The 15,504-nt window shown below is 38.1% G+C and carries 11 protein-coding genes, 2 rRNA genes and 1 other annotated feature (2 of these 14 cut by a window edge); all 13 genes read left to right on the forward strand.

The window, feature by feature from the left end; translation table 11 throughout:
• Positions 1-1,572, forward strand: a 23S ribosomal RNA gene (locus HUW50_RS09735) (it extends 1,359 nt beyond the left edge of the window).
• An 80-nt stretch (positions 1,573-1,652) separates the two neighbouring features.
• Positions 1,653-1,768, forward strand: a 5S ribosomal RNA gene (rrf, locus tag HUW50_RS09740).
• A 740-nt stretch (positions 1,769-2,508) separates the two neighbouring features.
• A complete protein-coding gene (locus HUW50_RS09745; RefSeq protein ID WP_157094362.1) occupies positions 2,509-3,201 on the forward strand; it encodes an MgtC/SapB family protein in 693 nt (230 codons plus the stop codon).
• Between the two features lie 125 nt (positions 3,202-3,326).
• A complete protein-coding gene (locus HUW50_RS09750) occupies positions 3,327-3,788 on the forward strand; it encodes a CtsR family transcriptional regulator (RefSeq protein WP_066330456.1) in 462 nt (153 codons plus the stop codon).
• A 15-nt stretch (positions 3,789-3,803) separates the two neighbouring features.
• Positions 3,804-4,355: a protein-arginine kinase activator protein McsA gene (locus HUW50_RS09755; RefSeq protein ID WP_066330455.1), complete on the forward strand. Its 552-nt coding sequence runs from the start codon at positions 3,804-3,806 to the stop codon at positions 4,353-4,355.
• 2 nt (positions 4,356-4,357) lie between these two features.
• On the forward strand, positions 4,358-5,455 hold the full coding sequence (locus HUW50_RS09760; protein WP_066330454.1) for a protein-arginine kinase McsB: 1,098 nt from the start codon (positions 4,358-4,360) through the stop codon (positions 5,453-5,455).
• The gene (gene clpC / locus HUW50_RS09765; protein WP_066330453.1) at positions 5,452-7,899 is read left to right on the forward strand and encodes an ATP-dependent protease ATP-binding subunit ClpC; all 2,448 of its coding nucleotides are present in this window, start codon (positions 5,452-5,454) and stop codon (positions 7,897-7,899) included. The genes HUW50_RS09760 and clpC overlap by 4 nt, the downstream gene beginning before the upstream one ends.
• A 264-nt stretch (positions 7,900-8,163) precedes the next feature.
• The gene (gene radA, locus HUW50_RS09770) at positions 8,164-9,537 is read left to right on the forward strand and encodes a DNA repair protein RadA (protein ID WP_066330452.1); all 1,374 of its coding nucleotides are present in this window, start codon (positions 8,164-8,166) and stop codon (positions 9,535-9,537) included.
• 3 nt (positions 9,538-9,540) lie between these two features.
• Positions 9,541-10,620, forward strand: coding sequence for a DNA integrity scanning diadenylate cyclase DisA (gene disA / locus HUW50_RS09775; protein WP_066330451.1), 1,080 nt, complete (start codon positions 9,541-9,543; stop codon positions 10,618-10,620).
• Positions 10,621-10,977: 357 nt separating this feature from the next.
• Positions 10,978-12,075 (forward strand): PIN/TRAM domain-containing protein, encoded by a 1,098-nt coding sequence (locus HUW50_RS09780; RefSeq protein WP_066330450.1) that lies wholly within the window; start codon positions 10,978-10,980, stop codon positions 12,073-12,075.
• A 285-nt stretch (positions 12,076-12,360) separates the two neighbouring features.
• Positions 12,361-13,035, forward strand: a complete 675-nt coding sequence (gene ispD / locus HUW50_RS09785) for a 2-C-methyl-D-erythritol 4-phosphate cytidylyltransferase (protein WP_066330449.1) — start codon at positions 12,361-12,363, stop codon at positions 13,033-13,035.
• 192 nt (positions 13,036-13,227) lie between these two features.
• On the forward strand, positions 13,228-13,707 hold the full coding sequence (gene ispF / locus HUW50_RS09790; protein WP_066330448.1) for a 2-C-methyl-D-erythritol 2,4-cyclodiphosphate synthase: 480 nt from the start codon (positions 13,228-13,230) through the stop codon (positions 13,705-13,707).
• A 157-nt stretch (positions 13,708-13,864) separates the two neighbouring features.
• A complete protein-coding gene (gene gltX, locus HUW50_RS09795; RefSeq protein ID WP_066330447.1) occupies positions 13,865-15,322 on the forward strand; it encodes a glutamate--tRNA ligase in 1,458 nt (485 codons plus the stop codon).
• A 40-nt stretch (positions 15,323-15,362) separates the two neighbouring features.
• Positions 15,363-15,504 (forward strand) — a binding site (T-box leader); it runs 113 nt beyond the window's last position.

Here is a 15,504-nt window from a genome sequence, read left to right on the forward strand (position 1 = left end):
GAAGGCTCGTCCGCTCAGGGTAAGTCGGGACCTAAGCCGAGGCCGAAAGGCGTAGGCGATGGACAACAGGTTGAAATTCCTGTACCACCTCCTCACCATTTGAGCAATGGGGGGACGCAGAAGGATAGGGTAAGCGCGCTGTTGGATATGCGCGTCCAAGCAGTTAGGCTGACAACGAGGCAAATCCCGTTGTCGTATAAGGCTGAGCTGTGATGGCGAGGGAACTATAGTACCGAAGTTCCTGATTCCACACTGCCAAGAAAAGCCTCTAGCGAGGTGAGAGGTGCCCGTACCGCAAACCGACACAGGTAGGCGAGGAGAGAATCCTAAGGTGAGCGAGAGAACTCTCGTTAAGGAACTCGGCAAAATGACCCCGTAACTTCGGGAGAAGGGGTGCTTTTTAGGGTGAATAGCCCGGAAAAGCCGCAGTGAATAGGCCCAGGCGACTGTTTAGCAAAAACACAGGTCTCTGCGAAGCCGCAAGGCGAAGTATAGGGGCTGACGCCTGCCCGGTGCTGGAAGGTTAAGGGGAGAGGTTAGCGTAAGCGAAGCTTTGAACCGAAGCCCCAGTAAACGGCGGCCGTAACTATAACGGTCCTAAGGTAGCGAAATTCCTTGTCGGGTAAGTTCCGACCCGCACGAAAGGCGTAACGATCTGGGCACTGTCTCAACGAGAGACTCGGTGAAATTATAGTACCTGTGAAGATGCAGGTTACCCGCGACAGGACGGAAAGACCCCGTGGAGCTTTACTGTAGCCTGATATTGAATTTTGGTACAGCTTGTACAGGATAGGTAGGAGCCTGAGAAGCCGGAGCGCTAGCTTCGGTGGAGGCGTCGGTGGGATACTACCCTGGCTGTATTGAAATTCTAACCCACAGCCCTTATCGGGCTGGGAGACAGTGTCAGGTGGGCAGTTTGACTGGGGCGGTCGCCTCCTAAAATGTAACGGAGGCGCCCAAAGGTTCCCTCAGAATGGTTGGAAATCATTCGTAGAGTGTAAAGGCACAAGGGAGCTTGACTGCGAGACCTACAAGTCGAGCAGGGACGAAAGTCGGGCTTAGTGATCCGGTGGTTCCGCATGGAAGGGCCATCGCTCAACGGATAAAAGCTACCCCGGGGATAACAGGCTTATCTCCCCCAAGAGTCCACATCGACGGGGAGGTTTGGCACCTCGATGTCGGCTCATCGCATCCTGGGGCTGTAGTCGGTCCCAAGGGTTGGGCTGTTCGCCCATTAAAGCGGTACGCGAGCTGGGTTCAGAACGTCGTGAGACAGTTCGGTCCCTATCCGTCGTGGGCGTAGGAAATTTGAGAGGAGCTGTCCTTAGTACGAGAGGACCGGGATGGACGCACCGCTGGTGTACCAGTTGTCTTGCCAAAGGCATAGCTGGGTAGCTATGTGCGGAAGGGATAAGTGCTGAAAGCATCTAAGCATGAAGCCCCCCTCAAGATGAGATTTCCCATAGCGTAAGCTAGTAAGATCCCTGAAAGATGATCAGGTTGATAGGTCTGAGGTGGAAGCGCGGTGACGTGTGGAGCTGACAGATACTAATCGATCGAGGACTTAACCTAATAAAAGCGTTAAATGAAGTGAATTGAATTGTGAATCGTTATCTAGTTTTGAAGGAACATCCCTTCAATTTCATAAATTATCTGGTAATGATGGCGAAGAGGCCACACCCGTTCCCATGCCGAACACGGAAGTTAAGCTCTTCAGCGCCGATGGTAGTTGGGGGTTTCCTCCTGTGAGAGTAGGACGTTGCCAGGTAAGAGAGAAAAAGATCAGTAGAGATACTGGTCTTTTTTATATATTTCTTCTAAACAGCAAGGTTTAATCATTTAAAAATGAAGTCAAATTTAACCTACTAGCCTGAGGCTTGGGAGAAGCATATAAAGGAACTTCTACTAAAAACCGCCACGTCCTGTGGCAACGTAGAAGTCAGCACATCCTGTGCAAGTAAGGAAGCGCAGAGAGTGAGGACCGGAATGTGCGTTCTTGGCACATGAGGATCTGAATGAACAAGCTGACGAAGAGATTCGCCGCTTATCGCAAGCCGATATCCGAACACGGAAGTTAAGCTCTTCAGCGCCGATGGTAGTTGGGGGTTTCCCCCTGTGAGAGTAGGACGTTGCCAGGTAAGAGAGAAAAAGATCAGTAGAGATACTGGTCTTTTTTGTATATATAAAGAACCTTCTCTGCCTATGAACTTTTTATTACCCTAAGTTGTTCAAGAAGTCTAATCGTTTTAAAAAGTCCCAAGAAAAAATGACTAGAAAATTATTATCCAACTTATAGCTTCCAGATACTAAATCTACATAAAACTGACGAATTTCTATTTAATTCAATAGTATTGAGCAATACTTTTAGAGTAATTTAATGTCCTAAAAATATAAAAGGATCAAAAATATTCATTGAAAATTATTCGATAATTGTGTTTTGAAGACAGACATTTGAGTATATATATATAAGATCACATATTTAAAGCTAAAGAGGCGAAATGAATGAATATGCTTGAATTATTAAATCAAGATACATATACCATGTTTGCTCGTATATTTATAGCGACCCTTTTATGTGGAGTAATTGGATTGGAACGTGAATTTAAAAATCATCCAGCAGGATTTCGAACCCATTTACTAGTGGGAATAGGATCTTGTTTAATGATGATTTTATCTCTATATGGTTTCAAAAGTTATATAGATAATGATCCTAATATACGGTTTGATCCAGCTAGGATTCCATCATATGTTATTAGTGGTATAGGGTTTTTAGGTGGTGGAACGATTCTAGTAAAGGGTGCAACTGTAAGAGGGCTAACGACAGCTGCATCAATATGGATCGTGGCTGGTTTAGGTTTAGTTATAGGTGCCGGAATGTATGTAGTAGCATTTTTTACTACAGCAATGGTTTTAATGTGTTTAATATTCTTAAATCAACTTGAAAATTATATGAATGTTAAAAGGGCAAGGAGGAAAATGAAAATATCCGTAGATTCCCGCAAGACTACGATTGATCAAGTAATTCAAAAATTAACATCATATGATGTAACAACCCATAAGATAGTAATGACATCTTGTAGGAAAGATAAAGATAGCAATGTTGTGTTTCATTATCAATTAGATATTGATATATCTTCTGTTTCACATACTGATTTAGAAAAGATACTGGTAGAGAATCACGAAGTGGAAAAAATATTTTAAATACGTTTTACTTCCTCTTATTTTGGCAATATTTAAATTGAAACAGAAAAGTTGAAAAATTTTTCTGTTCGTTTTATAGTAATATTAAAGTCAAATATAGTCAAAGTCAGTGAGGGGGAGGTTGAGTGAGAAATATTTCAGACATTATTGAACAGTATTTGAAAAAGGTACTAGATAGTAGTGGCAAGGAAATAGTCGAGATTAAACGAAGTGAAATTGCAGATAAATTTCAGTGTGTGCCTTCACAGATCAATTACGTTATTAATACAAGGTTTACAATTGAAAGAGGCTACGTTGTTGAAAGTAAGCGTGGCGGAGGCGGCTATATTCGGATTATTAAGGTTCGCGCAAATAATCAGGCACACCTCTTAGATCAAATCTTACACTTGATTCATCACCGCCTTTCCCAGGCATCTGCTGAGGACATTATAGGTCGGCTTGTAAGTGAGGAAGTTATTTCTTCCCGCGAAGCTAAATTAATGTTAAGTGTAATTGATCGTTCAGTCCTTTATATTGAGCTCCCTCATAGGGACGAATTAAGGGCAAGGATGTTTAAGGCCATGATAACTTCATTGAAATATAAGTGAAAGTAGGGGAGACGGATGATCTGCCAGGAGTGTAATGAAAGACCGGCAACGTTTCACTTTACAAAAGTGATTAATGGAGAAAAAACGGAAGTCCACATATGTGAACATTGCGCACATGAAAATAGTGAACTTTTTATGTTTAATGTTAACACAGGATTTTCTTTAAATAATTTATTAACTGGATTGCTTAACATGGAATCTGATATTGCTAATACAGAGGAACAAAATGTTTTTAAAGCTAGTGATGTACCACAATGTGATCGATGTAAAATGACCTTACATCAGTTTAAAAAGGTTGGAAGATTTGGCTGTTCAAATTGTTATCCTACTTTTAAAAATCATATAACCCCAATACTTAAACGAGTTCATGGCGGGAACACTGTTCACTCAGGAAAAATCCCTGAGCGAATAGGGGGAGATATTCATATCCGCAAGCAAATAGATGAGCTGAAAACTAAAATTCATGAATTCATTGTACAGGAAGAGTTTGAGCAAGCTGCTAAAGTAAGAGATCAAATAAGATCTCTTGAGAAAAGGATAAGTAGCTTTCATGAGGAGGGATCATAATCATGTCACTCCAAAATTTTATGAATAAGGCAATGAGTGCTTGGATGAGTCAAGAAGGACCGGATTCGGACATTGTATTAAGTAGTCGGATTCGCTTAGCACGTAATATGGAACAGTTTAAATTTCCTACAGTTTCTACAAATGAAGAATCACAAGAAGTTCTTAACTTCTTTGAAACAACATATGCAAATAAAACATTTCAGGAAATTGGTCAGCTGGAGCTGCTTAAGATGAACGATATGCAGCCCATTCAGAAAAGGGTTTTAGTAGAAAAGCATCTAATAAGTCCTAATCTAGCTGATAACTCTATTTATGGTGGATGTTTACTTTCTGAAAATGAGGAAGTTAGCATAATGTTAAATGAAGAGGACCATATCCGGATTCAATGTTTATTTCCAGGATTTCAACTTGAGGAAGCGTTGGATATGGCGAACAAGTTAGATGATTGGATTGAAGAAGAGGTAGACTACGCTTTTGATGAAAGAAGGGGATACTTAACCAGTTGTCCTACGAATGTGGGGACTGGATTAAGGGCATCGGTCATGATGCATTTACCTGCATTAGTACTTACCCAAAAAGTTAATAGAATTATCCCAGCAATTAATCAGCTTGGATTAGTAGTAAGAGGCATATATGGTGAGGGTAGTGAGGCCATCGGCAACATTTTTCAGATTTCAAATCAAATAACATTAGGTAAGTCTGAGAAAGATATTGTTGAAGATCTTATTAGTGTGGTTCAACAATTAATTACCCAAGAAAGAGCTACTCGTGAAGCTCTTTACAACTCATCCCAAAACCAGCTAGAAGACAGAGTGTATAGATCATTCGGAACTTTGACTTATAGCCGAATAATTGAATCGAATGAGACAGCAAAATGTTTGTCTGATGTTAGATTGGGAATTGATTTAGGAATTATTAAAGATATATCTCGTAATATTCTCAATGAACTTATGATTTTAACTCAACCTGGATTTTTACAACAATATTTTGGTGGACCATTACGTCCAAATGAAAGAGATGTTCGCCGAGCTGCTTTAATAAGAGAGCGGCTAAACTTAGAAATGGAACGTAATAAATGGATGGAGGATGATGAATCATGATGTTTGGAAGATTTACAGAGCGCGCACAAAAGGTACTTGCTTTAGCACAAGAAGAAGCAGTTCGTTTAGGACATAACAATATAGGTACAGAACATATTTTACTGGGGCTAGTTAGTGAAGGTGAAGGGATTGCAGCTAAGGCTTTACTTGCATTAGGACTAGGCCCAGAAAAGATCCAAAAAGAGGTAGAAGGTTTAATTGGAAGAGGTCAAGATGCTTCTCAAACAATCCACTACACACCTAGAGCTAAAAAAGTAATTGAACTATCAATGGATGAAGCAAGAAAGTTAGGTCATTCTTATGTAGGAACAGAACATATTTTGTTAGGACTTATACGTGAAGGTGAGGGTGTTGCGGCAAGAGTCCTTAACAATCTAGGTGTAAGCTTGAATAAAGCAAGACAACAGGTTCTTCAGCTATTGGGCAGTAATGAAACATCTTCAAATCATCAAGGTGGAGGTATGACCAATGCTAATACACCTACACTTGATAGTCTTGCAAGAGACTTAACTTCGATTGCGAGAGAAGGAAGTTTAGATCCAGTTATCGGGAGAAGTAAAGAAATTCAACGTGTTATTGAAGTATTAAGTCGCCGTACAAAAAATAACCCAGTCTTAATTGGTGAGCCAGGTGTTGGTAAAACAGCAATAGCAGAGGGGCTAGCTCAACAAATCGTTCAGAATGAGGTTCCTGAAATCTTACGTGATAAGCGCGTAATGACACTTGATATGGGTACTGTAGTTGCTGGTACAAAATACCGTGGTGAATTTGAAGATAGACTTAAAAAAGTGATGGATGAAATCCGCCAAGCTGGTAATATTATTCTATTTATCGATGAGTTACACACATTGATTGGTGCTGGTGGTGCAGAGGGAGCAATCGATGCTTCTAACATTTTGAAACCTTCATTAGCTAGGGGTGAATTACAGTGTATTGGTGCAACTACACTTGATGAGTACCGAAAATACATTGAGAAAGATGCTGCATTAGAACGTAGATTCCAACCAATTCAGGTCGATGAGCCAACAGCTGAAGAAAGTGTTCAAATCTTAAAAGGCTTGCGTGACCGCTATGAAGCGCATCATAGAGTATCGATTACAGATGAAGCAATTGATGCTGCTGTAAAATTATCTGATCGTTATATTTCTGATCGCTTCCTACCAGATAAAGCGATTGATTTAATTGATGAGGCTGGCTCAAAGGTACGATTACGTTCATTCACGACACCACCAAACTTAAAAGAGCTAGAACAAAAGCTTGATGAAATCCGCAAAGAAAAAGATGCTTCTGTACAAAGTCAGGAGTTTGAAAAAGCGGCATCCCTACGTGATACGGAGCAAAGATTACGTGAACAGCTTGAAGAAACGAAGAAAACATGGAAAGAAAAACAAGGTCAAGAGAATACTGAAGTAACAGTCGAAGACATTGCGATGGTAGTCTCCAGTTGGACCGGTGTTCCAGTTTCAAGATTAGCACAAACAGAAACAGATAAGCTGTTAAATATGGAGAGTCTTTTACATTCAAGAGTTATTGGTCAAGAAGAAGCTGTAGTTGCTGTAGCAAAAGCAGTTCGTCGTGCACGAGCTGGGTTAAAGGATCCTAAACGTCCAATTGGATCATTTATTTTCTTAGGACCAACAGGTGTAGGTAAAACTGAGCTTGCTAGGGCATTGGCAGAATCAATTTTCGGTGATGAAGATTCGATGATTCGCATCGATATGTCAGAGTATATGGAGAAGCACTCCACTTCTCGTTTAGTTGGTTCACCTCCTGGCTATGTAGGTTATGAAGAAGGTGGTCAATTAACTGAAAAGGTGAGAAGAAAGCCATACTCTGTTGTGCTTTTAGACGAAATTGAAAAGGCTCATCCTGATGTTTTTAACATCCTTCTGCAGGTATTAGAGGATGGAAGGCTAACAGACTCTAAGGGGCGTACAGTAGACTTTAGAAATACAATTTTAATTATGACATCTAATGTTGGGGCAAGTGAGTTGAAGCGTAATAAATATGTTGGATTTAACATTCAAGATGAAACTCAAAATTACAAGGATATGAAAGGCAAAGTAATGAATGAGTTAAAACGCGCATTCCGACCTGAGTTCATTAACCGTATTGATGAGATTATTGTATTCCACTCATTAGAAAAGAAACATTTAAAAGAAATTGTTTCGCTAATGTCTGACCAATTAACAAAACGATTAAAAGAACAGGACCTATCATTAGAGTTAACAGACTCTGCTATAGAAAAAATTGCAGATGAAGGAATTGATCTTGAATACGGTGCTAGACCGCTCCGTCGTTCTATTCAGAAAAATGTTGAAGATCGTCTTTCTGAAGAATTATTAAGAGGTAATATTAATAAAGGTCATAAGATAATTCTAGATGTAGATAATGGTGAATTTGTTGTAAAAACAACTGAAAAAGAAGAAGTTAAAACTAAATAACAAGACTGTAAGTTGAGGCATACCGCGTAAAGTGTGCCTCACTTTCTTTATATAAATAAAAAGTTAAAATTTTTATATAAAGTTATCATTTATAGCTTCAGTGCTGAGTTCTTACATTCCCATGTACATCCTATTGTGTTGGGACAGACCTAGGCACTTGCACTTTCTAATAATGCTCCTCAAAGTCTCCATTATTTCTTATAATTAAGGATAGGAATCATAATTAGCTTGACTACTTGGTATCTATAAGAGAGGAACACGTATATGGCTAAAACGAAGGTAAAGTTTATTTGTCAAACATGTGGATATGAATCACCTAAATGGATGGGGAAATGTCCGGGTTGTGGTGAATGGAATACAATGACAGAGGAAGTTTTAAAGCCTACTTCACCTCGGAAGGCGGTTTTTGCTCATTCCACCCAAACGGTACAAAAGCCTTCTCCGATTACAAATATAGAAACAACCCAAGAACCAAGGATTTTTACAAATCTAAAAGAATTTAACCGTGTCTTAGGAAGCGGTATTGTTAAGGGCTCCCTTGTATTAATTGGTGGAGATCCTGGGATTGGCAAGTCTACACTTTTACTGCAAGTATCATCACAGTTAGCTGAAAATGGAAATGATGTATTGTATATTTCAGGAGAAGAATCAGTAAAACAAACAAAACTAAGGGCTGACCGCTTAGGGGTTAAAGCAAATAAACTATTTGTTTTGTCTGAAACAGATTTAAGTTTTATTTCAAGGGCGATTGAAGAAACAAACCCTGCATTTGTGGTTGTCGATTCAATCCAAACAGTATTCCATAGCGAAATAAGCTCTGCTCCTGGAAGTGTGTCACAGGTAAGAGAATCTACTGCAGAACTTATGAGAATTGCGAAAACAAAAGGTATTGCCATCTTTATTGTGGGTCATGTAACGAAAGAAGGGTCAATCGCTGGACCGAGATTATTGGAACATATGGTTGATACTGTTCTATATTTTGAAGGAGAAAGACATCATACGTATCGTATATTACGTGCTGTAAAGAATCGGTTTGGTTCAACAAATGAAATGGGAATATTTGAGATGAAGGAATCTGGTCTAGAAGAGGTGCAAAATCCCTCAGAAATATTTCTAGAAGAAAGATCAAAAGGCGCAGCTGGTTCAACTGTTGTAGCTTCAATGGAGGGAACGAGACCTGTTCTTGTCGAGATTCAAGCCTTAATTTCACCAACTAGCTTCGGTAACCCTAGAAGAATGGCAACAGGAATTGATCACAACCGTGTACCTTTATTAATGGCAGTTTTAGAAAAACGAGTTGGCTTGCTTCTTCAAAATCAAGATGCGTATTTAAAAGTTGCTGGTGGAGTGAAGCTTGATGAACCTGCTATCGATTTAGCAGTTGCTGTAAGCATTGCATCAAGTTTTAAGGATGCACCCCCAAAACCAACTGATGTCATTATTGGTGAAGTGGGGTTAACTGGTGAAGTCCGTAGAGTTTCTAGGATTGAACAAAGAGTAATGGAGGCAGCAAAGCTTGGTTTTAAAAGGGCGATTATTCCAGAGGCAAATATAGGTGGATGGAACCCTCCAGATGATATCGAGATTATTGGAGTGAAGAATGTAGCGGAGGCTCTCCATAAAACGTTAGGAGGATAGTACATGACAAAGATAGAGAGTATATCAGGTGAACGGACGTTAAATGAAATTTTACAATTCGTTGCACCTGGAACACCAATAAGGGAAGGAATTGAGAATGTCTTACGTGCTAAAACAGGTGGTTTAATTGTTGTTGGTCACAACGAAAAAGTAAAAGAAGTTATTGATGGTGGCTTTTCTATACAATGTTCATTCTCCTCGGCACATTTATATGAGTTAGCAAAAATGGATGGTGCCATTATCTTAAGTGATTCGGGTAATAAAATTTTGTATGCAAATGCCCAGTTGGTTCCAGATTCATCAATATATTCATCAGAAACTGGTATGAGGCATCGAACCGCAGAGCGGGTGGCTAAACAAACAGGCAACTTAGTGATTGCCATTTCCCAAAGGAGAAATGTTATTACTCTCTATCATGGTGAATTAAGGTATGCGCTTAGAGACATTGGTGTCATATTAACGAAGGCTAATCAAGCGATCCAAACGTTAGAAAAATATAAGCTTGTTCTTGATCAATCAATCTCGACATTAGGTGCATTAGAGCTAGAGGAACTTGTTACGTTTAAGGAAGTTTTACAAGTGTTGCATCGGATTGAAATGGTCTTACGTATAAAGGATGAAATAAATGATTATGTGAATGAACTAGGAGCAGAAGGCCATCTTATTAGGTTACAATTAGCTGAGTTACTATCTGGACTAGAAGAAGAAGCTGCTTTATTAATAAAAGATTACGCAAATGATAAAGCTGTTGATCCTTATCGATTCCTTAAACAGCTCCAGGACCTTTCAAGCTTTGAACTTTTAGAGGATTCTGTTCTTTTTAAATTACTAGGTTTCTCCTCATTTACAAATATAGATAGCCCAGTTATGCCAAGAGGGTATCGAATGTTAAATAAAATTCCTAGGCTCCCAACGATCATTATTGAAAATTTAGTGACAACCTATAAAAATTTGAAACTTATTTTGCGCGCATCCGTAGAAGAGTTAGATGAGGTTGATGGTATAGGAGAGGTGAGGGCGAAAAAGATTATTGAAGGATTGAAAAGGTTACAAGATCAACTTTTAATTGATCGTCACATATAAGAATATTTAATGAAACTTTCATTTTTATGGTTTTAAACTCATTAATTTAGGGTATATTAAAATTGATTTTTACGTGTGTATAAAGGAAGTGGGATCTTAGGTTAAGCTATCATATTTATTACAAACTCATTTAAAAACGAATTGAATCTAGCTTCATAAAACTCCCATCACCAGACCATATAAGAGTTGGTGTGAAGGCATTACAATGTCTAACCTTATACAAAGAAAAGCAAGTATCGCAGTCAAATTGTTTGTAAAATTACAACAATGTATCAATCTTTTTACATTTTTAATTTTTTATTTCACATGTCCTAGAAGTAGGATAAAGTAGTTATATCGTTAAAAGGAGGTGAAGGTATGTTAATTAAACGCATTATACAACTGTTATTTTTGAGTGTAGGTGGTATGTTAGGGATCTTTTTCATGCCAGAGCTACTTGAGTTATTAAATATGCAGGACATACCTTTTATTAATACACCTTATACTTTAGCTGTATTAGGTGCAGTTGTCTTTTTTGTTGCAACATTTTGGTTAGTAGATTACGTTGTGAATTGGATTCGAGTATTAGAAGAGGCTGTTGTTAAAGCTCCTGTTACAGATGTGTTATTTGGTAGTTTAGGATTAATCTTTGGTCTTATTATTGCTTTTCTTATTGTTATTCCTTTAAAAGATATTCAATATCAAATATTTAATACAATCATTCCAATCTTTTTAACATTACTGCTCGGATATCTAGGTTTCCAAATTGGGTTTAAGAAAAAAGATGAATTAATTAACTTATTTTCCGTGCCAAATCGAATCGGTAAGAAAAAGGGATCTGCGGATGAAGAGGTTGAAACTGAGGATAAAAAACTGAAAATATTAGATACAAGTGTTATCATCGATGGTAGAATCGCTGACATTTGTCAAACTGGCTTTTTAGAAGGAACTATTGTTATTCCCCAATTCGTTTTAGAGGAGCTTCAGCATATTGCTGATTCATCTGATGTATTAAAACGAAACAGAGGTCGTAGGGGTCTTGATATTCTTAATCGAATTCAAAAAGAGCTTGCAATTAATGTAGAAATTTATGAAGGTGATTTTGAGGAAATTCAAGAAGTTGATAGCAAATTAGTGAAATTAGCGAAGATAACTTCCGGAGTTGTCGTTACAAATGATTTTAATTTAAATAAAGTTTGTGAATTACAAAAGGTTCATGTACTTAATATCAATGATTTAGCAAATGCTGTTAAACCTGTCGTGTTACCTGGAGAAGAAATGAATGTTCAGGTAATCAAGGATGGGAAAGAGCATAATCAAGGAATCGCCTATTTGGATGATGGTACAATGATTGTTGTAGAAGACGGACGTAATTATATCGGAAAACATATTGATGTCCTTGTTACAAGTGTTCTTCAAACGTCTGCAGGTAGAATGATTTTTGCAAAACCAAAATTATTAGAAAAAGCATTGTAAAAAATATAAATATTTAAAAGGGATATGAAGATAATTTATTTGTACTTAGCTTTCATGTCTAGCTCTAGGCGCTATCTTCTTGAGAGGAATCTTCTTATGCCATTCGTCCAGAAGGTTAATGTATAACCTTCCGACTTGTCTTATTCTTCTTGTCGATATCGGCGTCTTGCGCTTTTTTAACAGGCCCGTGGTACATTAGGTGACTAATGTTTCATGGGCTGTTTTACATATTCAGGCTAATCTTTTATGATGATGGTATACAGAATTTTTGAAGGAGTAGACATAATGAACTATCAAGTCGTCATTCCTGCTGCTGGACAAGGCAAACGAATGAATGTTGGAAAAAACAAGCAGTTTATTGAGCTCGAACAAGCTCCCATTATCATTCATACATTAAAGGTGTTTGAAGAACATTCAAATTGTTCGGGTATTATATTAGTAATTAATGAGCAAGAAAGAGACGTATTTCAAAAACTTTTCAATGATTATCATATAAACAAAATAAAATCTATAGTAGCGGGTGGGAGTGAAAGACAGTTTAGTGTGTATAACGGTTTACAGGCTGTTGATGACGAAGGGATTGTTCTCGTTCATGACGGGGCACGTCCTTTTATTTCGCATAAAAAAATTGAGGATCTAGTACATAAAGCGCAAGAAACAGGAGCGGCAACATTAGCAGTTCCAGTAAAGGACACAATCAAGCGGGTTGAAAATGGTGTAGTCGTAGAAACTGTAGAGAGATCAACCTTGTGGTCAGTGCAAACTCCACAGGCATTTATTCCGTCTCTTGTTATTGACGCTCATCACCAAGCTAATAAAGATAATTATCTTGGAACAGATGATGCAAGTCTTATTGAACGAACAGGAAAGCCAGTTTCAATCGTGCTAGGTGATTATACAAATATAAAATTAACGACACCAGAGGACTTACTAATAGCAAAGGCTATTATGGGTAAGTAAAAACTTTAATCTATAGGCTCTGTTAAAGCTCACCGTTGATTTGGCACTTTGTTGATTGGGACGGATATGTGTACTTCTGCGGGAGGATTCTGGACATTCCGCGGAAAGCGAACACCTACAGAGCAAATCAACAAACAAGTTTAACAGAACTAATCGATAAAATACCAATAGTAAGCGAAAAGAGGAAAAATGATGATTAGAATTGGACAAGGCTACGATGTTCATCAATTAGTTGAAGGTCGCCCTTTAATAATTGGTGGGATTGAAATTCCGTATGAAAAAGGATTGTTAGGTCATTCAGATGCGGATGTTTTATTACATACTGTTGCAGATGCTTGTTTAGGAGCAATTGCAGAAGGAGACATCGGAAAACATTTTCCTGATACCGATCCAAACTTCAAGGATGCAGATTCGGCTAAGTTACTAATCCATGTTTGGAAGCTTGTAAAAGAAAGAGGATATGAGTTAGGAAACATAGACTGTACAATCATCGCGCAAAAACCGAAAATGGCTCCACATATAGGTAACATGAGAGAACGTATCGCTGAATTGCTTGAAGCAGATATTTCCCAGGTGAATGTGAAGGCAACAACAACAGAAAAGCTAGGCTTTACCGGCAGACAAGAAGGGATTGCGTCACAGGCAACGGTTTTGATTCAGAAACGAAAGTAAGTTGATTTATTTTTTTGTATCTTATTATTTTTGGTGATAAAATTAATTCTGGCCAATTTAATAATTTGGGAAAAGGATATACAAGTTCATACAAAGGGATTCCTTTCAAAAGGTTAAATTAGTGATAAATTCATAGAAAATTGTGGAGGTTTACGATATGGCAAATGAAGTAAGGGTACGTTATGCCCCAAGTCCTACTGGGCATTTACATATTGGAAATGCGAGAACGGCATTATTTAACTATCTATTCGCAAAAAATCAAGGCGGGAAATTCATTGTCCGTATTGAAGATACCGATAAAAAGCGAAATATTGAAGGTGGAGAAGAAAGTCAATTAAAGTATTTAAAGTGGCTTGGAATTGACTGGGATGAGAGTGTAGATGTTGGTGGAGAGTATGGCCCATACCGCCAGTCTGAAAGAAATGAAATCTATAAGAAATATTATGAGCAACTACTAGAAAAAGGTTTGGCTTATAAATGCTATTGTACAGAAGAGGAATTGGAAAAAGAACGTGAGGAACAAATTGCTCGTGGTGAGACACCACAGTATTCTGGAAAGCATGCGGACATAACAGTCGAAGAGCAAAAGAGCCTTGAAGATCAAGGGTTACAGCCGAGCATTCGATTTAGAGTTCCAGCAAATAGAGAATTTCGCTTCAAAGATATGGTGAAAGGTGACATTTCATTTGAATCAGAAGGTATGGGTGACTTCGTTATTGTCAAAAAAGATGGTACACCTACCTATAATTTTGCGGTAGCAGTTGATGATCACTTAATGGAAATTTCTCATGTATTACGTGGCGAAGATCATATTTCGAATACACCAAAGCAAATCATGATTTATGAAGCCTTTGGATGGGATGTTCCTGTATTCGGACATATGACGTTAATTGTCAATGAAAATCGTAAAAAGCTAAGTAAACGAGACGAATCAATTATTCAATTTATTGAGCAATATGAGGAACTAGGTTACCTTTCAGATGCCTTATTTAACTTTATTGCTCTTCTTGGTTGGTCTCCAGGTGGAGAAGAAGAGGTATATAATAAAGAGCAACTAATTGAAATTTTTGATCCTGCTCGTTTATCCAAATCTCCTGCTGTTTTTGACACACAAAAGCTTGCTTGGATGAATAACCAATATATTAAGCAATTAGAGTTAGACGTACTTATTTCTCTATCTTTACCACACTTAATAAAAGCTGGTAAAGTATCGGATAATATGAGTGAGGAAGAAGCTGAAAGAATTCACGGGCTAATTGCTCTTTATCAAGAACAAATGAGCTATGGTGCAGAAATTGTAAGCTTAACTGAATTGTTCTTCAAAGAGGACATCACATACAATGAGGAAGCAAAAGCAGTTCTAGAAGGTGAACAGGTTCCTGAAGTGTTATCAGCATTTATTAATGAGCTAAAAATTGTTGAAGACTTTTCAGCAGACAATGTAAAGGCCTCAATTAAAGCTGTCCAAAAGGCTACTGGTCAAAAGGGCAAGAACTTGTTTATGCCAATTCGTGTTGCCATTACTGGTCAAATGCACGGTCCTGATTTACCGAAATCAATAGCGGTTTTAGGTAAAAGTAAAGTGATTTCAAGATTAGAAAATATTATTAGTTAACTTTTTATCAAAAATGTAATATAGTAGGGTTAAACCAATAGTTAAAACGTTGATAAGGAGAGTAAAGATTTACTTCCTTTTTAGAGAAAACCTCCATTGGCTGAAAGAGGTTTATGTGAAGTAATTCTTGAAATGCACCTTTGAGTCTTTTGCTAAACGTCCACACGTGATTAGTAAGTAAA

This window comes from Metabacillus sp. KUDC1714, assembly GCF_014217835.1.
Classification (GTDB): domain Bacteria; phylum Bacillota; class Bacilli; order Bacillales; family Bacillaceae; genus Metabacillus; species Metabacillus rhizosphaerae.